The following is a 23684-nucleotide window of genomic DNA, read 5'->3' on the forward strand; positions in this document are numbered from 1 at the left end:
TGATGACGATGATGATCGCGGCGGTCGCTCAGGCCGAAGCCGTTATGACGATGATGATGATCGTGGCGGTCGCTCAGGCCGTGGTCGTAGCCGTTATGATGACGATGATGATCGCGGTGGCCGTTCAGGCAGTGGTCGTAGTAGAAATACTACGCAAAGACGCGATGAATATGGCCGATTTACATCTGGCTAATCGCGACCTGCTTCATTTAAGAAAACTTAACAACTCAAATAAATATAATTCTAATTCAATCACATCCTATCAAGCGTAGATTAATCTACGCTTTTTTATGCAAACAATAAAAATACAAGAAGAACCCTAAAAAATTTCTTCCCCTTAAATGACAAGAATTAAAAGACAAGAAAAATGGTATCGCTTTTGAACCATGCAAAACAAAAAACCAATCCTTTTAAAATTAAAAAGATTGGTTTAAAGCTATTGAGATGATGGAGTTAAGCTAAGGACGTAAACGGTTCCAGGCATCACGTGAGGCATGTTTAGCCTCTTCCCAGGTTAGACGGGACTGCGCTTTTGATCCTTCCCACTTGGCACGAAGATCCGGCTCTACGTCTTCAAACCGCTTGCTTGAATCATACGCAGATACATCTTCATAACCTACCCGATAGGCGTGATGATAATCCCGATCATAGTCCAAATCAGGATAAGTATTTTGGCTGGACTTATAATAAGGTTGATTAACACTGTTTTCACGCCAATACGCATCTTCAACAGTGGGATCAATCGCCTCGCCTACTGCATGGCCGGCCACACCGCCAACAATTGCACCCACTGTTCCTCCGACAATAGCTCCGATTGGACCACCTGCACTACCGATTGCGGCACCTGCGGCAGCAGCACCCGCAGCACCTACACCTGTTCCTACTGGATGTGATTCATCTGTATCTGGATCATTATCTACATCCTTTCTTACATCATTTGGATCGGCCATTTTTTTCTCCTTATAACAATAGGGTATTGAGGAAAATAAGCTGGTTATAGCCATTTTCACCTAGAGTGTTTCTATTTAAAAAAACGTCCAGGTTCGGTTCTTTAATCACGATCATCATTGGTATTGGGGTATTGATCTAGACGTTTGAGCTTATCTTATGCACATGACTCACCCATGTACTACCTTGCTCATTCTTTAAATTTCCCATATTTTCATCTTTATTTCTTTCATATATGGAATAAAGAATGACTGCAATGATGACCATGACAATTACAGCGATTATGATTTTCACATCTTTTGAGTTCATATTATTCTTCACTTTTGATTAATGTGGATGAATAGAAATAATGAGACTATAAATCTGGAAAAACTTTTCACAAAGAACACTACCTGAGTATTAATCAATACTCCGATCAGAAAATCCAAGTCTTATTTCTGTGGTCTTTGCGGATTTTTAACTTACTGATTCTGTTGTTTATGCTGAATCTTTTGAGTATTTTCTTGTGTAGCCATTTTATTTATCTCCTATGGTCTGAATTACTGCACACCTACAGCTTTATTCACTCTACTCTTTATATTTCACTGACCAAGCTTATATCTGTTTCAATTCTCTTCAATGTAAATCCTTTTATTTTATGTGGTTGATCTATATTAGAAGAATGTTACGTGCTTAACATTTATTCTTTAAAGTTTGACAAAAATAAATACAGCAAAATATAAAAGGCATAATAACCAGGCAATGAAATTCTATCTGATGCTTTATAGATTTTTCTAAAATATAAGGCATATCTTACCTACAGGAAATTCATGTTTAGCTTCTGAATTTTTAAGATTAAGAAAGAACTCTTTTTAAAAAAATTAAATATATACATTCAAGAAGTATTTTAAATTCCAACTTAATGAAAACCATGCAAAGAAAAATTAAACATGTGTTCTTGTTATATTGAGGAGATAAATTAAAGCTTCTTTTCTTAAGCATCGTTACAATATTGAATTAACAGATTCAAAATTTTTCCCCCTTCACATTTACTCAAGCTTTATTTTGTGAATAGAATTCTAAATATAAACGGCAAAGCAAAATATTATGTTCCAGAAATTTAGACTCTTGTTATGGTTCAAACTTTCTTTAATGTTTGATATTTATAACTTTCGTTTTCGGAATTTGACCACGGGTGAGATCAATCTTGCACGTCAAGTTTTCGGTAATTTAATCAATTACAATGACGTTAAAATATTTAATATCAAATATCTTCCCTGGCAACCCGTAAACATGTATATGGCACCGAATGGCAATATCTTTATGAACAACGAAAATTTTTGTGAAGACTTTTCCCAGCGATCCAAAGCAATGCAAGGTCTGTTCATACATGAGATGACTCACGTTTATCAATACCAGTCCAATATCAATGTTCTCTTGCAAGGTGCTCTATTACAGTCCGGATATTTTTTGAGTTTTAAAAAATATAATCCTTATCAATATGACTTTATTGAAACTAAACCATTTCATACCTATAACATTGAACAACAGGGCGAAATTGCAAGAGACATATTTTTTAAGAATATTCCTAACATTATTTTAAATAATCAGCACATAATGCATTGATTTTTTCTGCTCAACTTTTAATCTTTTTATATTTATATATTTGATTACTCATTTTATCCTTCTTTGCACCTCTCATCGCACCCATCATCTTGTTTGATTTTCTAAGGAGGTAATTTCATCGTCCAGCCAGCTGATTGCTTTAAGAACGAGCGAGATCATGATCTCTAAAAATGTCGGGTTATAGCGCTATTTGATCCAACTAAAAGCTATTTACGAAATTGCTGGGTATTCATAACGACTTGAGGTGAATAGCCTGATTTTTAGCCACCCCTCTACAAGCTTTAATATGTATAATTTTGTGTATAACTCTTAGCCACATCTACCTATCCAGCCTTAAACCGCCTGGCAGTTACCCCCGTAGTCAAGATATAAGTTTTACTTCAATTAATTGATTTAGAACATTTAAAAAGAATTTCACTCCAGAATCATTTCATTCAATCATGCTAATTCATTAGTAACATGGCCATTTTTGCAGCCATGCTGTATTTTTTTGTCTAAATTCAGATTTTTTTTTGTTTTTTTCTCTACAAACGATGCAATTCGTATATAGTATCGAATTGCTAATTATTGATTAATACTTCTATTTTATTTGTCGTCACGTACACAGCATTGAACCCATAACCATAATAAATCTAGGTCTGTGTATACATCCCTATAGGTAATAGGATTAAGTTGGAATGAAAAGTTTTAAAATTGCCCTTGCACAATTCTCTCCGCATATTGGCAATATCGAAGCAAACACTCAAAAGATGCTTGAACAGATAAATGAAGCCAAAAAACAAAAAGCTGATTTAATTCTCTTCCCGGAGCTTTCCACTGTAGGCTACCCTGCTGAAGATTTATTACTCCGTCCTAGCTTGGCAAAACGCACACAGAAAGCATTTGAGCAGCTCAGCCAAGTCAAAGATATTGTGATGGTCTTTGGTTTTGTCAATCAAACCGAAGATGGTCAGCGTTATAACGCTGCAGCCGTAATGAAAGATGGACAAGTGTTGGGCGTTTACAATAAACAGAACTTGCCAAATTATAGTGTATTTGATGAAAAGCGTTATTTCAGCGAAGGCCATCAACACCTTGTTTTTGAATATTTAGGTCATAAATTTGGCGTGCTGATTTGTGAAGATATCTGGTCACTTAATACCGTTCATCAATTATCACAACTGAATGTTGAAACTGCTTTGGTGTTAAATGCTTCACCTTATGAAGTGGGCAAACCGCAACATCGTGTCACCACCATGAGTGAACTGGCGAAACAGTTGAATATTAATCTGGTGTATACCAACCAGATCGGTGGTCAAGATGACCTGATTTTTGATGGCACCAGTTTTGTGATCAATAAAGATGGCGGCATTGCTGTACAGGCAGCAAGCTTTAAAGAAGATCTTTATTACGCCGAATATGAAGCGGAACAAAAAGCCTATAAAGTCGGAACAGTGATTCCTGCTTTAGATACACTGGCTGAAATCTATCAGGGTCTGGTTTTAGCGACTCGCGATTATGTTCAACGCTCTGGTTTTCCTGGCGTAATTCTGGGCTTATCGGGTGGCATTGACTCGGCGTTAACACTGGCAATCGCAGTTGATGCCATTGGTGCAGATAAAGTCCAGGCAGTGATGATGCCTTATACCTACACCGCGCAAATCAGTGTAGAAGATGCGGCCGCACAAGCCAAAACCATGGGTGTAACTTTTGGTATTGCTGAAATCAATCCAATCGTGAACAGCTTCATGCAAACCCTGTATCCATTCTTCGGCAACAGTCCTGCAGATGCCACTGAAGAAAACCTGCAAGCCCGTGCTCGCGGTACCTTACTGATGGGCTTGTCGAACAAGTTCGGTAATCTGGTTTTATCTACCGGCAACAAGTCTGAACTTTCTGTAGGTTACTGCACCCTGTATGGCGATATGGTTGGCGGTTATGCCGTGCTGAAAGACGTGTATAAAACCATTGTGTTTGAACTGGCGAAATACCGTAACAGCATTTCAGAAACTCCGGTCATTCCAGAGCGTGTCATTACCCGCCCACCTTCTGCAGAACTGCGTCCAGATCAGAAAGACCAGGACTCTTTACCTGCCTATGAAGTACTGGATGCGATTCTGTATGCTTATATTGAAGAAGATATGAGTCAGGATGACATTATCGCCAAAGGCTTTGATAAAGCAGTGGTTGAAAAAGTCATTCGTCTGGTAGATCGCAATGAATATAAACGCCGTCAAGGCGCGATTGGCCCGCGTATCAGTTCACGTGCCTTTACCCGTGAACGTCGTTATCCAATCATGAATGGATGGGCACCAGGTGTCTAAGCAGGACTTGGCCCAACAGTTTGCTCAAGCGCTTATGCTTGAGCAAACCCGCTTTATTAAAAAACAATTATTAGCAGAACAACATAATCCCTATATCGAAAAATTTGTTCATCATATTTATACCTCTTCAGATCAGATTCTTTTAAAACAGATTATTCAACTTGAAGCGCTACAAGATGTCGTTCAAAAATATGCCTTTGAACTGAATTTAGGCGCCGAAATTTTAGAATTCATCGGGGTGGTTTCACAGAGAATTCATCATTTTGCTATTAACAGCCACACTCAAATTAATGAGCTACTGTCTGATGAATCATTTGAATTATGGATGTATAAAATCCTCGAACTGGATCAATTACGTCATTACATCCATGACAACTTGCAGCACAATCCGCAAGTCAAACATGTCAGTTTACAGCTAGCAAACCAGATTCTTGAAAGCAATACCCCATGGCTGGATCATCTGCGCAAGCTGAATACCCATCAGCATGGTTTGGGTTCTAAAATTCTGGGTTTTATTCAAGACCAGCAGCAGCATATTGAACTTAAACTTGAACAGCAACTCGCTCAGGCACTGGTCAAACAACTTGGTCATATCATCTTGCTTCCTAATGAAGAAATTGCCGATATTGCGCTGCATTTGTGGGAAGATGTAAAGAAAAGATCGCTTAAAGAAACCTACTCACAGTTCCAAGCGATCGACTTTGAAGACTTTTTTATTCTAGTTTACGAAACCTGGCGTCAGTTAAGGCAGTCTGAATACTTGCAACAGGTGGTTTTGGACGTGGTTGCCGGTTTCTATAATTATTTTACCAACTACAACTTACAGGAACTGTTGCAATCTGTAGGACTGAATGAAGCAGATTTACATCAAGAAGCACGACGCTTCCTGCCCTACACCCTTCAGGTCTTGGAACAGCAAGGTTTATTGGATGGCATTATTGAGGAATTGATTTCACCCTTCTACTCAAGTGAAACTACCCATCAATTCATTAATCAATATCTTCAAGAAAAGGTTTAATTTTTTATACAGGTCTGTTGGCATTTTATAAATGGAGGTCAACAGACTTTTTTGCTTCTGAAACTCAGTCTGACTTTTTTGATCCACAAAAAAAGAGACCATGCTGAGAGCATGGTCTATAAAAATGGTGGCTATGACGGGACTTGAACCTGTGACCCCCGCATTATGAGTGCGGTGCTCTAACCAACTGAGCTACATAGCCGTAAACTGTGTGCGCATTATCTAAATTTCGACAACTAGCGTCAAGCCCTTTATTTTACGAGTGTTCAGAGTTTGAGCGTTTTATTTTTTTTCAGTTAATATTTAAACAAAACGGCTATTTATTCAGGCTCTTTTCTGTTTTAAGCTTAAAATTAAGGTACTGAAATATTGAGATAAAATGCATCCATTCAAATTCCTCGCTATCGGCTTAATGACACTCCTGAGTAGCTCGTGCCAGCTGATTTCACCCATATTCGTTGACTATAATGGGGTTCGCATGGATGTGGCACGATGGATCAACAATCAACAGCTTTTGAGCATGCAGCAAAAGCGTAGCCTTGCCCAGCTCAGCAAAGCACAACAAAAACTTTATCGAATTGAACAGATTCCGCAAGACCAGAAATTAGCCATTGCCACGCAAAACCAGATTGCCCTACATTGTGCCCGGTTACATCTTACTGAAAATAAAATCAGTCAGTTGCAAAACATTATTTTGGGGGAAAATGAAAAAGTCGCTATTTTGCAAAAATACGCTGAAGAATTTCCTAAAGTAAAACTCGATGCCAGTGCAATTCAATGTGAATAATCTATTTTAAAGACAAATTTTACCCATAAAAAAAGACCACGCTTTTAGAAGCGTGGTCTATGAAAATGGTGGCTATGACGGGACTTGAACCTGTGACCCCCGCATTATGAGTGCGGTGCTCTAACCAACTGAGCTACATAGCCAAAACTGTGCGCGTATTATCTATTTCAGGCAGCTTGATGTCAAGAAATATCACGCAATAATTGTAAAAAAATTAGTGAAGTGAGCCGATAAGCCGGGTTCTGTCGTGAACGATCATTCCTCTAGGCGTACAATCACTCATACGCTCAAGCGACCTACCCGAATCCAGCACGGGCCGTGCCTGAAGGATTCCTATTTGGTCTTGCTTCTGGTGGGGTTTACCTTGCCGTGAACTGTTACCAGACACGCGGTGCGCTCTTACCGCACCCTTTCACCCTTACCATCTCTCTTGGTCTCCCCGAAAGGAGATTGCAAAGATGGCGGTCTACTCTCTGCTGCACTTGCCGTCGGCTTTCACCGCCCAGGCGTTACCTGGCACCCTGCCCTACGAAGCCCGGACTTTCCTCCCCTGCTTCAATCACGGAGATCTCCACAGCAGCGATCGTCTGGCTCACTTCGGGGCGTATGCTAACAAATTTCAGCACTAATTACTGGTGCTTTTTTGTGCAATCAGCTTTTTATATTTTTCCATCAGTTCATCTGCCGATTCCACATGCTTGGGATCATGCGGAATACAGTCGACTGGACAGAACAATTGACACTGCGGTTCATCAAAGTGCCCCACACATTCGGTACATAAGTCCGGGTGAATTTCATAAATGACTTCACCCATGTATATCGCCTCATTCGGGCACACCGGCTCACACACATCACAATTGATGCATTCATCGGTAATATATAAAGACACGCTACCAACCTTGCTGTTGTTTCCGCTTAAAGGCCTCCACCACAGCTTGAGGGACAAACTGTGCCACATCACCATTTAAGCGGGCAATTTCACGTACCAAAGTAGATGAAATAAAAGAATATTGCTCTGAAGGGGTTAAAAATACCGCTTCAAAACCTGAATCCAGGCGGCGGTTCATGTTGGCCAGTTGAAATTCGTACTCAAAATCCGATACGGCACGTAATCCACGCAGCACAGCTGTTGCTTTCTGTTCACGGAAAAAATTGACTAACAGACCATCAAAACCCACAAATTCTACATTAGGCAAATGACTGAGCGATTTCTTCGCCAACTCCACTCGCTCTTCCAAACTAAAGACTGGATTTTTATGATGACCGATGGCAATCGCCACTACAACTTCATCAAACATTTTCGCTGCACGTGACACTAAGTCGATATGTCCATTGGTAATTGGATCGAAAGTGCCTGGATAAATGACGCGAGATTTAGTCATCCATTTTTACTCTAGTTTTTAGTAGAGCCCTATTTTAACAAAAACTTATTTTTTTAGTGAACAATCTCCTTAATTTTGAAAAAACTTCACCTCAGCGCGAGTTTGAGGCAAAATAGAGTCAATATTGGAATATGCGTATTATGTCGAAATCAATCGTAGTTAAAAAAAATACTGGTGGCACCATTGCGCAGAACAAGCGTGCTCGCCATGATTATTTTATTGAAGAGAAATTCGAAGCCGGTCTGTCCTTACAAGGTTGGGAAGTCAAGTCCTTGCGTGCGGGGCGGATGACCATTACCGAAAGTTATATTCTTTTTAAAAACAATGAAGCGTTTTTGTTTGGTGCGCAAATCCAACCCCTGTTATCGGCTTCGACACACGTGGTGCCTGAAGCCACCCGCACACGTAAATTGTTGCTTTCGCGTCGTGAAATTGAAAAGCTGCTAGGTGCGGTGAATCAGAAAGGTTATGCCTGCGTACCCTTGGCCTGTTACTGGAAAGGTCCATTGGCCAAACTGGAAATTGCTTTGGTGAAAGGTAAACAGTTGCACGACAAACGCGCCACAGAAAAAGACCGTGACTGGCAACGCGACAAGGCCCGGATTTTCCACAAGTAATTTTGCACAAAAAAACCTCCAGCCGGAGGTTTTTTGATATTTAAAAATGATTATTTGAATTTATTTAACAACAATGCAATGTATTCACCAAACCAGATGGCCGTATCCAGATCCCCTTGTGGTGGTGTGACCTCTACCGGGGCATTATCCGACTGGGTCATAAGCCCTAAAAAGCCCGACATCCGGTTCAGGTCCTGCGAACCACGTCCAGTCGGCATCAGCGGCAAACCTGCCCATAGCATGCCGTGCTGCATGGCAAACAGGTTAATCTGCTGCAATACCGCCAGCTTGTCACCACTCAATCCGCCACCATTGGTAAATCCTGCTGCAATCTTGCCTTGCCAGGTCCGTGCCAGCCAGCGTTTGGAAGACTGCTCCATAAATAACTTCAAGGCAGAGGTAATGCTGCCCATATAAGTCGGACAACCCAACATGATGGCATCAGCCCGATCCAGAACCTCCCAATCCACCTGCTCGATGTTCATGCAATGTACCTGAATACCGGTTTGCTTGGCCCCTTGAGCAATAAAAGAAGCAACCTTTGCGGTATGGCCATAGGGGCTGTGATAAACGATGGCAAGAGATTTAGAAGATAAAGACATATCAATAAAAACAATAGATTTTAATCAAGTTTAACAGTTTCAGGCCATAAACACGAATGTCGCCATACGCCCGGTTTTGGCTGCACGGCGATATGAAAAATATTCATCTGTCTGTGTATAGGAGCATTGATCGCCGCCTAGCACAACTTCAACCCCATGTTGCTTTAAGATAAATCGTGCAATGGCATATAAGTCAGCAAAAAACTTGCCTGCTTTTTCACCCGCCTTAAAAGTGCTGTCCAGTTCAGGATATTTGGAACAGAAAGCTGTTTTAACTTCTTCGCCAATTTCAAAACAAGGCTGGCTAATGGCTGCGCCCAACCATGCCCAGGTCGGCTGGGTCTGCATGGCTGCAATGGTATTTTCCACAATACCATGGGCCAGACCGCGCCAGCCGGCATGCAAATTCGCTATCTCCGTTCCATCGGCATTACCCAGTACCACCGGCAAACAATCCGCAGTCATCATCATTAAGGCATGTGCTTTACGCTGAGTCACCACTCCATCCCCTTCCAGGGCCTGAAAAGGAATTTCTTCATTGATGGTATGGCAGATGGTGCTATGCGTTTGCGTCATCCAGGTGACTTTATCTACCCCGAATTCGGCAAACTGTTGCAGCAAGGCCATACGGTGCTGCTGTACACGTTTTGCATCATCACCCACATGCAAGGCCAGATTAAATCCTGCCAATTCAGCTTGTGCAGAAGGCTGAGTTTTTTCATGATGCACTCGCGTCTGCCCAACCCACACACCTGATGGAAGCCCTTGAACAAATTGCATGTCAATTTCCTTGTGCTTTTCCTTATGATTCATACCCAGCCATAAAACCGCTTAGTAGGCTTTATTTTCACTGCGCAACACCTCAATCAACTGCGCAAAATCCTCTGCCCATGGTGCTTCAAACATCATTTCTTCACCGCTACGTGGGTGAATCAGCCCAAGTTTTGCTGCATGCAAGGCCTGACGTTTAAAGCCGCGTAAAGTGTCGGCCAGTAATTCTGAAGCACCTGCCGGTACACGGACACGATTCATATAGACCTGATCGCCGACCAGACCAAAGCCCAGATAACTAAAATGTACACGAATCTGATGGGTACGGCCGGTTTCCAGACGTGCCTGCACACGGGTGAAATGCTGAAAGCGTTCTTTCACGTTGTAATGGGTCACTGCATCGCGACCGCCTGGCAATACAGCCATTTTCACGCGATCGACCGGATGGCGCTTGATTGGCTCATCAATCGTGCCACCGGCAATAATGTTGCCGTATACCACCAGATCGTAAAGACGGTATACCGATTTCTTCGCTAATTGCTTGCTTAAAGAAAACTGGGCTTCCAGATTTTTCGCCACCACCAGCAAACCGCTGGTGTCTTTATCAATACGGTGTACCAGGCCGGCACGGGCCAATTCGGCAGATTTTGGATAATGATATAGCAAGGCGTTCACCAGTGTACCGGTCGTATTTCCCGCACCCGGATGGACCACCATACCCACCGGCTTGTTAATGACAATAATATCATCATCTTCATACACCACATTGAGGGGAATATTTTCCGGCAAACTTTTGGTTTGTACTTCAAGCTCGACATCCAGCGTGAGCAGCTCATTGCCTTCGCATTTATACTTGGGTTTGACAGTGTTACCATTTACCAACAAATGGCCATCTTTCAGCCACTGCTTCAATTTTTCACGGGAAAATTCATTCCAGATGAGTGCCGCCACCTGATCGATACGTTGCCCCAAATAACTTTCATCCAATTGAAATTGCAACGATAAACGTGTTGCAGTAGAGTCTGAAGTATGGTTATCTGCATCCTCAGAATCTTCAAGTAAATTGAAATCAGTTTCAGGGAAATTAGAATTAGAAGATTGTGCTTGACTCATTTGCTCATTCAGACAAAAGTGGTTTAATAGCGCAATTGTAGCTCATTGCCAGTATTAACAGAGGAATTTTTATGTCGTTACCACGTTATAAAATGACAATGCTTGCTTTATCTTTAGGCGTTGCGTCGGCAATAGTGGGCTGTAGCAGTAATCCAAAGAAAGAAGTTGTGGACACAGGACCGCAGTCTAGCGAGCAAGTGTATATCCAAAAAGCAGAAAAAGCGCTTGAGCGCGGACAATATACCGATGCGGCCAAACATCTTGAAGCCATAGATACCTACTATCCAACAGGTGACTATGCACAGCAGGCACAACTGGAATTGTTATACGTTAAGTTTCAACAAAAAGATTATGAGGGCGCAGTTGCCCTGGCTGAGCGTTTTATCCGCTTAAATCCGCAGCATCCGAATGTGGATTATGCCTACTATGTTCGTGGTGTAGCGAACATGGAACAAAACTATGACGGTCTGCTCCGCTATACCTCGTTAAAACAGTCGCACCGTGATGTCAGCTATTTAAAAGTGGCTTATCAGAACTTTGTCGATTTCATCCGCCGCTTCCCATCGAGCACTTATGCTGTCGATGCGGCACAGCGCATGAAATTCATCGGCACGGAACTGGCTGAAAGCGAAATGAACGCGGCACGTTTTAACATTAAGCGTAAAGCATGGCTGGCTGCCATCGAGCGCTCACAATGGGTGGTGGAACACTATCCACAAACCCCGCAAGTACCTGAAGCTTTAGCCACCATGGCTTATGGTTATGACAAATTGGGTGATCAGCAGACTTCACAGCAGTACATTGAAGTGTTAAAGCTGAATTATCCGCATCTGGTCAAAGCAGACGGTAGCGTGAATATGCGTGCCGCGCATAATGAAGGTAGCTGGGTTAACCGCACCACTTTAGGTATTTTTGGCCGTGAAGCAAAAACCTCTACCGAGGCAGAGCAACAGCAAATTTCAGAACAGTCTGAAAAGCGCAGTCTCACCAACCGTTTAAGTTTTGGCTTGCTGGATCGCCCTAAAACTGAAAGCAGTATTCCTGCTGCACCAGAGCAACAGCCTCAAGCAGAAACGCCGACACCAGCACCCGGGGCAGAATAAGCCCGGCTTATTGTTCGCATTTTCCTGAAGGGCAAGTTATCATACTTGCCCTTTTGAGATTTCAATGCATCATATTGATCATTTTGCGCAAAAGGTATACAAATTACTTTTAACCGAATCACGCAATTTTTACTTGCGTATATTCTGACGGCTTATTGGTCACTCATTTAAATAGATTACAACCCGATTGCATACCTATGGCTATTCCTCAACACACGATTGATCAAATCCTGGATCGTACCGATATTGTCGATCTGATTGGTCAGCGCGTGAAACTCAAGAAAACCGGTCGTACCTATTCAGGTTGCTGCCCTTTTCATCAGGAAAAATCGCCATCTTTCCACGTCTATCGCGACAAGCAATATTTTCATTGTTTTGGCTGTCAGGCCAACGGCAATGCCATCCGCTTTTTAATGGACATTGACGGTCGCAACTTTATCGACGTAATGAAAGACCTGTCTAGCCGTACCGGGATTGAACTGCCGAAAGACAATAACGACAGCAATAAAATTAAATATAAACGTGAAGCAGTAAAACCTGCTCCCACGGCACAGCATCAAGAACAACCGAAAAACACCACCGATCAAGCACCGAATGCAGCACTTGACGCACATTTTGATCCTTTTGCAGAATTTCAGGCCCAAGAAAACGACTACTATGGCGACCCCTTTGCATCCTTTGAACAGATGCCAATGGAAGAAACCGTACAAGACGGCAACCTGTTTGATCTGCTGGAAAATATTGCCCAGTATTACCAACGCCAGTTACCGCAAAGTGCCAGTGCACAGCAATATTTTAAACAGCGTGGCTTAAGTACAGAGACTATTGACTATTGGCGCTTAGGCTATGCGCCGGAAGATTGGCAACACCTGGAAAAAGCCTTTCCACAGGATATTGAAGGTTTAAAACTGCTGGGTCTAATCCGCACCAGCGACAATGGCCGTGATTTTGACTTGCTGCGCGACCGGGTCATTTTCCCGATCCGTGACGCCAAAGGCCGTGTGGTTGGTTTTGGTGGTCGGGCCTTAAATGACGAAATCAAGCCCAAGTATATCAACTCGCCTGACTCTGAAGTATTTCATAAAAACCAGTTGCTCTATGGTTTATATGAAGGCCGCAAACAGAAAGCCCAAGACTGGCTGATGGTTGAAGGCTATATGGATGTGATTGCCTTGCAGCAATATGGCATCTCCGGTGCTGTAGCAACCCTGGGAACAGCGAGTAACACCGAACACCTGAATATTTTATTCAAACAAAACAACCGTATTACCATTGCTTTCGATGGTGATGCTGCCGGACAAAAAGCTGCCCGCCGTACACTCGAGATTGCCCTGCCGCTGCTGAATGATGGCCGCGAACTCAAGTTTTTTGTGCTCCCTAATGATCATGATCCGGATTCTCTGATTCGCCGTGAAGGCATTGAAAACTTCCATCGCCTGTTACAGCAAGCGCCGTTACTCTCCGATTTCGTTTTTGCCCATCTCACCCAGAATCATGATGTGACCAAGCCTGAAGGCAAAAGTCAGGTCATGGGTGAATTACGCCAACTGACCGAACTGTTGCCTAAACAGGGTTCCTATCGTTATTTATTGCAGCAGTTCTTTAGGGAGAAATTGGGTTTTAGCCGCAAATGGCAACCGCAAGTCAACAATGACGCATCCTTAAGCTTCAGTACCAAGATTGATGCCGAAGAATATGTCATTGCGATATTAATGAACCATCCCTATCTGTATATTCATTTTGAACCGCTACGAGCCTTAATTGCGCAGGATCAACTGCTGTTTAAAATTTTAAATATCTTCAATATCATTTTTGATGATTTACCTGATGATACCGAGCTATCGCAATATTATGTTTTAGGGGCTTGTGCAGCTTATCACCATGATCTGCAAAATATTTTGCTACATGCCAATGTCAGTGATTACACTTCTTCACCTGAACAAGCCGATAAACTGGCGGAAGATTTTTCCATTAAACTGCAATACCAGTGCCTGCAACAAAAACTTAAATCGAAGAAATTTGCTAGCATTGCCGAAATGCGCAATCTGAAACAGAAAATTTATGAGATTGATAAAAAACGCTCGCTCACCCTGCTGGAAGACTAAGCGAGCGGCAGTCATTTACAGCTTAAAATTCGTGTTTGGTATTACGCCGTTTGGCAAATACTTCTTCTAACTGTTCACGCATCGATTCAAAACATCCCGGATCTTCCGCCTTGGCTGCCTGTCGCAACAAGATAGAAGTCGGATGCAGTAATTTTTGTGTCAGCCGGTGCGAAAATTCCTGCAAAACCTGCTCCGGATTGTCACCCTTGGCTATACGGGACATTGCCAAAGTCAGTTCTTCTTGCCTGAGTACTTCACCCTGTGCACGATAAGCCTGAATGGTACTGCCAGCATTTTTAATTTTTTGCTGCGTGAGCAAATCCGTAGCCAACTGGTTGACCATCACCTCGGCTTCAACCGCCGCCTGGCGGCGTTGGGCAAGATTGTCATCAATCACGCTCTGTAAATCATCGACGCCATAAAGATACACGCCATCCAGGGATTCTACTTTGGGATCAATATCGCGCGGAACGGCCAAATCCACCAACAGCATTTGCTGATAACGACGCTTTTTCAACGCTGTTTTAACATCTTGATAGGAAATAACCTGATGCAAACTTCCGGTACAGCTTGAAATGACATCTGCCCGGTGCAAATTTACCGCCAGTTCGGAAAACTCGATAATTTCCACATCAACACGATGGGCAATTTCCTGTGCCAGATTTTCTGCACGCGCACGGGTCCGGTTACAAATCAGGATTTTTCCCACACCCATTTCCGCTAAATGCTTCGCTACCAGACTGTTCATTTCCCCTGCAGCGACCACCATCACGGTCAGTTTTTCAGGTTTGCTAAAAACCTGCAGGGCCAGCTGGGCAACGGCATAGCCCATCGAAACCGCATGACTCCCCACTGCGGTTTCCGAGCGCACACGTTTGGCTGCATAAAAGGCATATTCAAAAATCCGGTTTAAATCCGGCGAAACGGTATGTGCATCTTTAGCCAGAGACAATGCAGATTTTACCTGTCCCAAAATTTGCGGTTCACCCAGCATCAGTGAATCCAGACCGCTGGCCACCCGCATTAAATGGGTCACTGCCTGCGCATTTTCATAACGATATACATGATTAAACAATTGTTTAACATCTAGGCCATTTGCTTCGGCGAGCCAATTCATTACCATGTCTGCATTTTCAGACATGGCATAAACTTCGGTGCGGTTACATGTAGAGACCACTACCATATCATTCAGGTCATGGTTTTGGCTTTGCTGGGCAAGCAAGTGCATTAATTTTTCAGGATTAAATGCAATCTGCTCACGCAGTTCTACAGAGGCGGTTTGATGGTTGACACCCAATGCAAAGAAAGACATATCAGATCATCATTTCGCTAAATTTATGCTATTGTGCGGTATTGGTGTCATAAAAAGCATTACTTGGATCAAGAAAAATTGCGTCAAACAAATAGCCGGATAAACGGCACGACAATTAAGCAATATTCTACCACATTCTTACTTGTGGGTAGCATGGCTTCCAGTGCTCATATTAGAGCATCTGGAGAAATTTATCATGCCAATTCAAACTATAATGCCATAAAACAAAGCATGATTGCTGAATTTGCACTGACCTATCATGACATTCCCACAGCATTACACAACTACACCGTGCTTGCAATTAAAAGCAATTCCACCACGGTTAAACAACGCGCCTTAAATGTTGCAATTGAACAGGATGACCTGAAAGCGGCCCTGGATATTGCCACCCATTGGGTGGTACAGGAACCAAGCGACGTACCGGCTTTATTTTATCTTTCACATATTGCCTTAAAAGCCCATGAATATGAACTGGCCGCAGAAACGCTGGACAAGATTTTAAAGATTGACCCTAATGCAGACCTGGAAAAAATTCTGGTCGGCATTGCGCCGGAAGATCCTGAAGATCGCGATTATTTAATTGATGCCTTGCGTAAAAGCAAAGAGCGGGACAATCCTTCGGTACTGGTGCTCATTGCAGGTTTAGAAGCACAAAACGGACAGCTGGAACAAGCGCTGACCACCATCAGTCGTGCATTAAAAAAGCGTGCCAATGTGACCGGCTTTATTTTAATGAAGGCCAATTTGCTCAGTGCCCTGGGAAATGATGAAGAAACCCTAAAATGGTATAATAAAGCCAGCCGCAAACATAAAAATAATATAGAGGTTCGCTTAGCTGAAATTAAATATTTGATTAAGCTAGATAAATCAGAAGAGGCACTCAATAAACTCGAAAATTTGCTAAAAAAATGGCCCCATGAAGAAGAAGCGCTGTTTATTGCCGGTTTGACCAGTATTGACTTGCAACAATATGAAAAAGCTGAAAAGTATTTAGTCGAGTTACGTTATTCTACTCAATATCAAAATGAAGCCTATTACTATCTGGCAGTCAATGCCGAAAGAAAGCAACATTTTGAAACGGCAAAAGCCTATTATCGTCTAGTGGATGGCAGCCTATACACAGTTTCGCGCCGCAGCATGATCAATATTTTTTCCGCCCAGAACCAGCCTACCGATGCACTGCGCTTCCTGACCCAAGAACGGGTCAATTACCCTCAATATGCCAGTTTTCTCTATCAGGCACAGGCCGATATTTTAAAACGCATGGACAATAAAAAAGCAGCGATACGCCTGCTCGATGAAGCCATTAAAAACATTCCGGATGATCCGGAACTGATTTACTCTGAAGTGTTATTGCTCGATCCTTTTCAAGACCGGGAAAAACTTGATAGATTATTGAAAAAATTGCTGGAAATAGAGCCCCATAGCCCGACTTACCTGAATGCCTATGCCTATACGCTGGCACTGCAAAACCGGCGTTTAGATGAAGCCCGCCAGTATGTCGAACACGCCCTGGAATTTGCTCCCGAACAAGCCTCTATTTTAGATACGTTAGGCTATATCACCTTTTTACAAAACGACTTTAAAACCTCGGCTCAAGTGTTAGAGCAAGCTTATAAATTAAGTCAAAACGTGAAAATTGGAGTGCGTTATGCAAAATCTTTATACATGCAAGGTGAGCTGACAAAATTTAGTAAAGTGTTACAACAATTACAAAAAAATCATCCGAATGATCCGCAATTAGAACAATTGAAATCGTTACTGTTACCGCAACCCATGAAAAAGAGTTAACTATCTGTATGCACATTTTTTCTAAATTCAGTTTAAGCCTGATTGCAGCAAGCACGCTAATCCTGAGCGGTTGCCAACAATACACCCAACCTCAAACACCGAATGTTGCCCAGATTCCTGAAGCGGCAAAAAATTTTAATCTGCAAGGTAAAATTGGAGTAAGAACACCGGGACAGTCTGGTAGTGCATTCTTCACCTGGGTACAACAGCAAGATGAATTTGACATCGAGCTCAGCGGAATTTTGGGCGTGGGTAAAACCCAGATTTCAGGCCAACCCGGTAATGTTACCCTCAACAGCGCCAAAACAGGTTTGATTCAAGCCGACACACCTGAAGAATTATTGCAGCGTGCCACTGGCTGGCAAGCCCCTATTACCCACCTAGTCGATTGGGTTCAGGCCAAACCGGCAACTACACAGGCAAAAATCAGTAAAGATGAGCAAAACCGTCCCATTCAGTTTCTGGAAGATGGCTGGACCGTTGACCTGAGTTATAACGAGCAGGCGCAGCTGCCAAACAAGCTAATTCTCAAACAACTCCTTGAGTCCGGTCAGGAAAACCGTATTACAATGCTCATTCAAAACCGTTAAGCCTATCCAAAAGTTCAAAATTCTATGATTCGTGTTCCTTCTCCTGCCAAGCTTAATCTTTTTTTGCATATCACCGGTCGTCGCGAGGACGGCTATCATGAATTGCAAAGTATTTTTCAGCTGATTGACCTGTATGACTGGCTGGAATTTAGCCAAACAGCAAGTCCTGAAATTAGTATTGATGGATTAAGCAGCGTCGATTTAGAGCACAACCTGATTTTCAAGGCAACACAGATTTTAAAGCCGTATGCAAAAGCATTTTCGGGCTTAAACATCCGCATTGAAAAAAACATTCCCATGGGTGCAGGACTTGGCGGTGGCTCTTCAAATGCAGCGACCACGCTCATTGTGGTCAATCAGTTATGGCAATGTGGCTTAAACATTGAGCAGCTGGCCGAACTGGGGCTAAAACTCGGTGCCGATGTGCCCATTTTTGTTCATGGCCGGAATGCCTGGGCAGAAGGCATTGGTGAACACTTAACATTCATAGACTTAGATCAAAAACAATACATTGTGTTAAAACCTGATTGTTTTATCAGCACTCAACTGCTTTTTTCACAAAAAACGTTGACAAGAGACACGAAGCCTACTAAATTTTGCGCCTATCAGTTAAAGCCATTTAACTTTGGAAATAACTTTGAGCCTTTGGCAAGAAGCCTATATCCTGAAGTTGATAAAGCGATGCAGTATTTAGACCAGTTCGGTATTGCAAAACTTACAGGTACAGGTGCTTGTGTTTTTACTGAAGTAACTGCCGATATGAATATTGATGAGATTTTAGCTCATTCACCATGTAAAGCTTACTTGGTCAATAGTTTAAATGAATCACCATTACGTCATTTCGAGGTTATATGATAGGGGCGTCGCCAAGTGGTAAGGCACCGGGTTTTGATCTCGGCATCCGTTGGTTCGAATCCAGCCGCCCCTGCCATCATATTCATCTGTAGATTACTGTATTAGGGGCGTCGCCAAGTGGTAAGGCACCGGGTTTTGATCTCGGCATCCGTTGGTTCGAATCCAGCCGCCCCTGCCATTTAAACTTATGGTTTAAATCACAATATAGCAATCAAATTTAGGGGCGTCGCCAAGTGGTAAGGCACCGGGTTTTGATCTCGGCATCCGTTGGTTCGAATCCAGCCGCCCCTGCCATTTTTCTCAAAAAAGACAGTACAGTATTTGCATGTTCATTTGTTAATTCACCTTGACACAGAACAGCAAAAATATTAAAGTTCTGCCGCATTAGGGGCGTCGCCAAGTGGTAAGGCACCGGGTTTTGATCTCGGCATCCGTTGGTTCGAATCCAGCCGCCCCTGCCATCTATTTTCAAACATTCCAACCGCCAAGGGTGCTTCATGCCCAATCTTGTCGTTTTTAGTGGAACTGCACATCCACAATTCGCCCAAAAAGTCGTAAGCCATCTGCACATCCCTTTAGGTGCAGCATCTGTAGGTCAATTTTCTGACGGTGAAATCGCTGTCGAAATTACTGAAAATGTCCGTGGTAAAGACGTATTCCTGGTACAACCTACTTGCGCCCCAACGAATGACAACCTGATGGAAGTCCTCGTTATGGCTGACGCTTTGCGCCGTGCAAGTGCAGGTCGTATCACTGCTGTCATCCCTTACTTCGGATATGCTCGTCAAGACCGTCGTCCTCGTTCAAGCCGCGTACCAATCACTGCAAAAGTTGTCGCAGACATGCTGACAACTGTGGGTATTGACCGCGTAGTAATGATCGACCTTCATGCTGACCAGATTCAAGGTTTCTTCGATATCCCTGTAGACAACATCTACGGTACTCCTGCATTACTTGCTGACCTTCGTCAACAGCAACACCATAACCTCATGGTTGTTTCTCCAGACGTTGGCGGTGTAGTTCGTGCCCGTGCTGTAGCAAAACAAATGGGTGATATCGATCTTGCAATCATCGATAAACGTCGTCAAAAAGCCAATGAATCACAAGTGATGCATTTGATTGGTGATGTTAAAGATCGTGACTGCGTTATCGTGGATGACATGGTGGATACAGCAGGTACCTTATGTAAAGCTGCTGATGCACTTAAACAGTTTGGTGCGCGCCGTGTAGTTGCTTATGCAACTCACCCGGTACTTTCTGGTAAAGCAATTGAGAACCTGAAGAATTCTGTAATCGACGAACTCGTTGTCACAGATACCATTCCTCTGTCTCAAGAAGCCCAAGAACTTGGTAAGATTCGCCAGGTTTCAGTCGCCAGCATGGTTGCTGAAACAATTCGTCGTATTAACAACGAAGAATCTATTAGCGCAATGTTTGATTCTTATCTATAATATAGCGCTAAATTTTCAAAACCCTGCCTCAAGCAGGGTTTTCTATCGCTGAGCTGGTCGAAAACTCAGCTTAATTAAACTTAAATAGGAATGTCTATCATGGCAAACTTCGTATTAAACGCAGCAGCACGTGAAGAAGCAGTACAAGGGAAAGGTTCGAGCCGCCGCCTTCGTCTTCAAAACAAAGTACCAGCAATCATCTACGGTGGTGCTGCTGAACCTGTAGCAGTTACTTTAGAGCTTCGTGAGCTTGTTAAAGCGCTTGAAAGCAACGCTTTCTTTGAAGAAGTTGTTGAAATTAAAGTTGGCGACAAAGTTGAAAGCGTTAAAATCCAAGCTTTACAACGCCACCCAGCTAAAAACACTCCATTGCACGCTGACTTCAAACGCGCATAAGTGTTAACGGTGTAAATTAGTGTCAAAACTTTCGCTAATTGTTGGTTTGGGCAATCCTGGTAAGGAATACGCCCAAACCCGCCATAATGCAGGCTTCTGGTTCGTTGAACGCCTTGCAGAACAATATGGCATCTCTCTCAAAGCCGATCCTAAATTCTACGGAATCAGTGGTCGAGGTAATATCGAAGGTCAGGACGTTCGTCTGCTGTTACCCACAACCTTTATGAATGCCTCTGGCAAAAGTGTTGTACCCTTCGCCAAATTCTATCAAGTTGCTCCTGAATCAATGCTGATTGCACATGATGAACTGGATATGGACCCTGGTGTCATTCGCCTGAAAACAGGGGGTGGTCACGGTGGACATAACGGTTTACGTGATATCGTTCCGCATACAGGCCCTAATTTCCATCGCTTGCGTATCGGTATTGGGCACCCGGGTTCTAAAGAACGCGTATCGGGTCATGTCCTGAGCAAAGCTCCAAGCAGCGAACAAGGTTTAATGGATGACGCTATTGCACATGCTTTATCTCGCATTAAATTGCTGGTGAACGGTGACATACAGCCAGCCATGAATCAAATTAATGCCTACAAACCGAACTGATCATTCTACAAATAATTGAATTTTCCTTCTTGCCATGTTGCTTTTTTCGGAGCAAAATGCGCTTTCTGCGGATTACTGATCCAGTAAGAAGTGATTTGATTTAACTAAGATAAAATCTTAGGTCAACTAAGGAGACGCTAGCCATGCTTTCTCGTTTATTAAAAGCTAAAATTCACCGTTGTGTCGTGACACAAGCAGAATTACATTATGAAGGTTCTTGTGCAATTGACGGCGTGTTAATGGATTTAGCCGGTATCCGTGAATATGAAGAAATTCATATGTGGAACGTGACTAATGGTAAGCGTTTTACCACTTATGCCATCCGTGGTGAAGAAAATTCAGGCATCATTTCAGTCAATGGCGGCGCTGCCCTGCAAGCAGATGTGGGCGATTTAATGATTATCGCCACATTTGGTGATTTCACTGAAGCTGAAGCCAATGCCCATAAACCTCGCCTGGTTTATGCAAATCCGGACAATACAGTGAACCACACAGCCAACTGTATTCCTGTTCAAGTGGCTTAAGATTGAAAGACATGAAAAGCTCGCAATATGCGGGCTTTTTTATTGTCTGTTAATTTCGTTTTATTATTCACATAATTACTATCCATATGACTGATTGATCTATAGAAATTTGCGCCCTGCCTGCAAAACAGGTCTATACTTATGGCACATCGCTTCAGGGCGGGGTGCAATTCCCCACCGGTGGTAATTTAAAACTATATTTCTATAGGATTTAATCAGCCCACGAGCCTGTAAACCGAACAGGGTTTACTCGCAGATTTGGTGAAAAACCAAAGCCGACGGTATAGTCCGGATGAAAGAAGACGACGTAACCGATATTTATATGTGATATATCGCTGCGACCCCATTTCTGCATCAGTCCTGAAATGTTCAACCGTATGTTTATTTTACGAGAGCGTTTCAATGTCTAGTTTGATTCAACCCGAAATTTTCTTTTCAGCCCTCCCCCCAGCTGAACAACGTATTCAAAAAGCTTTAGAAGATATCCGCCAAGGCAAACCGGTTTTGGTGATGGATGACTTTGAGCGTGAAAATGAAGCCGACCTGATTGTGGCGGCAGAAACCTTAACTGTGGAAACGATGGCTCGCATGATTCGTGATGGCTCCGGCATTGTTTGTCTTTGCCTGACCGATGAACTGGCCAATCATTTAGAACTCCCACCCATGGTGACTGACAACTCCAGCCAGTTTAAAACCGCCTTTACCGTGACCATTGAAGCCGCACAAGGGGTAACTACAGGAGTTTCGGCAAAAGACCGTACTACCACCATTAAAGCCGCAATTCAGGATGGTGCCGTGGCCAGTGACCTGAATCGGCCGGGTCATGTGTTTCCCTTGCGTGCACGCGAAGGCGGTGTTTTGACTCGACGCGGCCATACCGAAGGCACCATTGATCTGGCACGTTTGGCTGGCTTGAAGCCCGCTGGTGTTTTGTGTGAACTGACCAATCCTGACGGTACGATGGCATCTGGCATTCAGGTTCTGTCTTATGCACAGACTCATCATTTAACCGTGATTACCATTGAAGAACTTGTACAGTACCGTTTGCAGCACAATCTCTAAACCACGCCACATAGCTTTCTACAAAAAATAAAAGTCATCAGGCTGGATCATTTAGCCTGATGACTTTTTGAAATCCAGACTATTTCAATGCACCCAAAATGAAGGAATCTTATTTATAAATTTTAAGTTAAAAAAGAACCTAGTCCTCTTCTTGCATACTTTGCAGCAAATGCATACTGATACCATCAGCCCGTAAAAAGGCCAAATCATAACTGGCCGTGGCAAGTGCCAAGACACGTCGCTCAAATTCATCCCACAAAGGACGCACTTCTTTATAGTGAATGCCTAAACCACTCTCATCAGTAAAATGACGATTTTTCTCACACAACTTTAACGCATGGTACAGCTTGCGACCTTTACTCGCATCCGGACGCAAACGTACACGCTTGGATAAAACAAAACCTTCAACATGGGCGATATCCGCCATGGGCAACATCGGAATCAAAATCTGATCCAGCTGTGAATCCAATCGACGCCAAATGGCCGTATGCTGCTCTGCTGTATAGGTATTCCACTTAATCACTTCATGATTAAAACGACGACACCCCCGACAGACCGAATCACCAAACACCGTAGAGCAACGCCCTGCACATGGAGTCAAAGAGGCCATTTGACGATCAGTATTCAAAATAAACTCCGAAATTCAACAACATTCAGATCTGGCAAATTCAGACCATTTTTCTGATTTAAGATGCAATGAGCACAGGCATCATACATCCCCAAACAGCAAATTAAAAACCATATTTCA

The 23684-nt window shown here is 43.0% G+C and carries 23 protein-coding genes, 6 tRNA genes, 1 other RNA gene, 1 pseudogene and 1 riboswitch; of the genes and pseudogenes, 20 read left to right on the forward strand and 11 right to left on the reverse strand.

The genetic code is table 11. The features are described 5' to 3' along the window. A pseudogene (locus E0H88_RS10080) lies at positions 1-193 on the forward strand (KGG domain-containing protein); the annotation flags it as partial. A 265-nt stretch (positions 194-458) separates the two neighbouring features. Here E0H88_RS10080 and E0H88_RS10085 read toward each other — a convergent pair. Continuing rightward, complete coding sequence (locus tag E0H88_RS10085) at positions 459-950, reverse strand: hypothetical protein (protein ID WP_092819715.1); 492 nt, start codon at positions 948-950, stop codon at positions 459-461. Between the two features lie 1084 nt (positions 951-2034). Here E0H88_RS10085 and E0H88_RS10090 point away from each other — a divergent pair. The 3 genes from E0H88_RS10090 to E0H88_RS10100 all read left to right on the forward strand — a co-directional run bounded on the left by E0H88_RS10090 (position 2035) and on the right by E0H88_RS10100 (position 5874). Then, on the forward strand, positions 2035-2553 hold the full coding sequence (locus E0H88_RS10090; RefSeq protein WP_131274074.1) for a hypothetical protein: 519 nt from the start codon (positions 2035-2037) through the stop codon (positions 2551-2553). A gap of 677 nt (positions 2554-3230) precedes the next feature. After that, positions 3231-4856, forward strand: a complete 1626-nt coding sequence (locus E0H88_RS10095) for an NAD+ synthase (RefSeq protein ID WP_131274075.1) — start codon at positions 3231-3233, stop codon at positions 4854-4856. After that, positions 4849-5874: a hypothetical protein gene (locus E0H88_RS10100; RefSeq protein WP_252152012.1), complete on the forward strand. Its 1026-nt coding sequence runs from the start codon at positions 4849-4851 to the stop codon at positions 5872-5874. The genes E0H88_RS10095 and E0H88_RS10100 overlap by 8 nt, the downstream gene beginning before the upstream one ends. A gap of 125 nt (positions 5875-5999) precedes the next feature. Here the strand turns inward: E0H88_RS10100 and E0H88_RS10105 are convergent. Next, a tRNA-Met gene (locus E0H88_RS10105) sits at positions 6000-6076 on the reverse strand. Positions 6077-6253: 177 nt separating this feature from the next. On the opposite strand from E0H88_RS10105, the gene E0H88_RS10110 reads away from it, so the two are divergent. Next, positions 6254-6661, forward strand: a complete 408-nt coding sequence (locus E0H88_RS10110; RefSeq protein ID WP_131274077.1) for a hypothetical protein — start codon at positions 6254-6256, stop codon at positions 6659-6661. A 66-nt stretch (positions 6662-6727) separates the two neighbouring features. Here the strand turns inward: E0H88_RS10110 and E0H88_RS10115 are convergent. From E0H88_RS10115 to coaD, 4 genes are all read right to left on the reverse strand, one after another. Next, positions 6728-6804 (reverse strand) — tRNA-Met (locus E0H88_RS10115). A 72-nt stretch (positions 6805-6876) separates the two neighbouring features. Continuing rightward, positions 6877-7260, reverse strand: an RNA gene (gene rnpB, locus E0H88_RS10120) — RNase P RNA component class A. Between the two features lie 26 nt (positions 7261-7286). Then, a complete protein-coding gene (locus E0H88_RS10125) occupies positions 7287-7550 on the reverse strand; it encodes a YfhL family 4Fe-4S dicluster ferredoxin (RefSeq protein ID WP_131274078.1) in 264 nt (87 codons plus the stop codon). Position 7551: 1 nt separating this feature from the next. Then, positions 7552-8043, reverse strand: coding sequence for a pantetheine-phosphate adenylyltransferase (coaD, locus tag E0H88_RS10130; RefSeq protein ID WP_092819719.1), 492 nt, complete (start codon positions 8041-8043; stop codon positions 7552-7554). A gap of 140 nt (positions 8044-8183) precedes the next feature. Here coaD and smpB point away from each other — a divergent pair, with 140 nt between their 5' ends. Next, entirely contained in the window at positions 8184-8660 is a 477-nt protein-coding gene (gene smpB, locus E0H88_RS10135) for an SsrA-binding protein SmpB (RefSeq protein ID WP_092819720.1), read from the forward strand. Positions 8661-8710: 50 nt separating this feature from the next. On the opposite strand, the gene E0H88_RS10140 is transcribed toward smpB, so the two are convergent. Genes E0H88_RS10140 through rluD form a run of 3 tightly spaced genes read right to left on the reverse strand, consistent with a single transcriptional unit; the run spans position 8711 to position 11146 of the window. After that, complete coding sequence (locus E0H88_RS10140; protein WP_092819721.1) at positions 8711-9262, reverse strand: flavodoxin family protein; 552 nt, start codon at positions 9260-9262, stop codon at positions 8711-8713. A 39-nt stretch (positions 9263-9301) separates the two neighbouring features. Continuing rightward, positions 9302-10042 carry a peptidoglycan editing factor PgeF gene (pgeF, locus tag E0H88_RS10145; RefSeq protein ID WP_131274079.1) on the reverse strand — a complete coding sequence of 247 codons (741 nt, stop codon included), beginning with the start codon at positions 10040-10042 and terminating at the stop codon, positions 9302-9304. A 51-nt stretch (positions 10043-10093) separates the two neighbouring features. Beyond that, positions 10094-11146 (reverse strand): 23S rRNA pseudouridine(1911/1915/1917) synthase RluD, encoded by a 1053-nt coding sequence (rluD, locus tag E0H88_RS10150; protein ID WP_131274080.1) that lies wholly within the window; start codon positions 11144-11146, stop codon positions 10094-10096. 71 nt (positions 11147-11217) lie between these two features. On the opposite strand from rluD, the gene E0H88_RS10155 reads away from it, so the two are divergent. Together E0H88_RS10155 and E0H88_RS10160 are read left to right on the forward strand one after the other, a co-directional pair. Continuing rightward, the gene (locus E0H88_RS10155) at positions 11218-12249 is read left to right on the forward strand and encodes an outer membrane protein assembly factor BamD (RefSeq protein ID WP_131274081.1); all 1032 of its coding nucleotides are present in this window, start codon (positions 11218-11220) and stop codon (positions 12247-12249) included. A 197-nt stretch (positions 12250-12446) separates the two neighbouring features. After that, positions 12447-14354, forward strand: coding sequence for a DNA primase (locus tag E0H88_RS10160; protein ID WP_131274082.1), 1908 nt, complete (start codon positions 12447-12449; stop codon positions 14352-14354). 22 nt (positions 14355-14376) lie between these two features. On the opposite strand, the gene hemA is transcribed toward E0H88_RS10160, so the two are convergent. Then, the gene (gene hemA / locus E0H88_RS10165; protein WP_092819726.1) at positions 14377-15666 is read right to left on the reverse strand and encodes a glutamyl-tRNA reductase; all 1290 of its coding nucleotides are present in this window, start codon (positions 15664-15666) and stop codon (positions 14377-14379) included. Between the two features lie 78 nt (positions 15667-15744). Between hemA and E0H88_RS10170 the strand changes: the two genes are divergently transcribed. From E0H88_RS10170 to ribB, 12 genes are all read left to right on the forward strand, one after another. Further along, positions 15745-17457, forward strand: coding sequence for a tetratricopeptide repeat protein (locus tag E0H88_RS10170; RefSeq protein ID WP_131274083.1), 1713 nt, complete (start codon positions 15745-15747; stop codon positions 17455-17457). Between the two features lie 8 nt (positions 17458-17465). Beyond that, positions 17466-18047 (forward strand): lipoprotein insertase outer membrane protein LolB, encoded by a 582-nt coding sequence (gene lolB / locus E0H88_RS10175; protein ID WP_092819727.1) that lies wholly within the window; start codon positions 17466-17468, stop codon positions 18045-18047. 24 nt (positions 18048-18071) lie between these two features. Continuing rightward, a complete protein-coding gene (gene ispE, locus E0H88_RS10180; protein ID WP_131274084.1) occupies positions 18072-18902 on the forward strand; it encodes a 4-(cytidine 5'-diphospho)-2-C-methyl-D-erythritol kinase in 831 nt (276 codons plus the stop codon). A gap of 1 nt (position 18903) precedes the next feature. Then, positions 18904-18978 (forward strand) — tRNA-Gln (locus E0H88_RS10185). 27 nt (positions 18979-19005) lie between these two features. Beyond that, a tRNA-Gln gene (locus E0H88_RS10190) sits at positions 19006-19080 on the forward strand. 41 nt (positions 19081-19121) lie between these two features. Then, positions 19122-19196: transfer RNA gene (locus E0H88_RS10195), tRNA-Gln, on the forward strand. A gap of 92 nt (positions 19197-19288) precedes the next feature. Continuing rightward, positions 19289-19363, forward strand: a tRNA-Gln gene (locus E0H88_RS10200). A 36-nt stretch (positions 19364-19399) separates the two neighbouring features. Next, positions 19400-20353, forward strand: coding sequence for a ribose-phosphate pyrophosphokinase (locus E0H88_RS10205; RefSeq protein WP_086196840.1), 954 nt, complete (start codon positions 19400-19402; stop codon positions 20351-20353). A gap of 99 nt (positions 20354-20452) precedes the next feature. Beyond that, a complete protein-coding gene (rplY, locus tag E0H88_RS10210) occupies positions 20453-20749 on the forward strand; it encodes a 50S ribosomal protein L25 (protein WP_131274085.1) in 297 nt (98 codons plus the stop codon). 19 nt (positions 20750-20768) lie between these two features. Further along, a complete protein-coding gene (gene pth, locus E0H88_RS10215; RefSeq protein WP_131274086.1) occupies positions 20769-21350 on the forward strand; it encodes an aminoacyl-tRNA hydrolase in 582 nt (193 codons plus the stop codon). A gap of 143 nt (positions 21351-21493) precedes the next feature. Then, positions 21494-21874, forward strand: coding sequence for an aspartate 1-decarboxylase (panD, locus tag E0H88_RS10220; protein ID WP_086196843.1), 381 nt, complete (start codon positions 21494-21496; stop codon positions 21872-21874). Between the two features lie 147 nt (positions 21875-22021). Continuing rightward, a riboswitch (FMN riboswitch) is annotated at positions 22022-22182 on the forward strand. A 94-nt stretch (positions 22183-22276) separates the two neighbouring features. Then, positions 22277-22936, forward strand: coding sequence for a 3,4-dihydroxy-2-butanone-4-phosphate synthase (gene ribB, locus E0H88_RS10225; protein ID WP_131274087.1), 660 nt, complete (start codon positions 22277-22279; stop codon positions 22934-22936). 139 nt (positions 22937-23075) lie between these two features. Here the strand turns inward: ribB and E0H88_RS10230 are convergent, their stop codons facing one another. Then, on the reverse strand, positions 23076-23546 hold the full coding sequence (locus E0H88_RS10230; protein ID WP_502699730.1) for a DUF1289 domain-containing protein: 471 nt from the start codon (positions 23544-23546) through the stop codon (positions 23076-23078). Positions 23547-23684 lie beyond the last annotated feature (138 nt).

Origin of the sequence: Acinetobacter sp. ANC 4216 (assembly GCF_004331195.1) — a bacterium.
In the GTDB taxonomy this organism is placed as follows: Bacteria; Pseudomonadota; Gammaproteobacteria; order Pseudomonadales; family Moraxellaceae; genus Acinetobacter; species Acinetobacter kookii.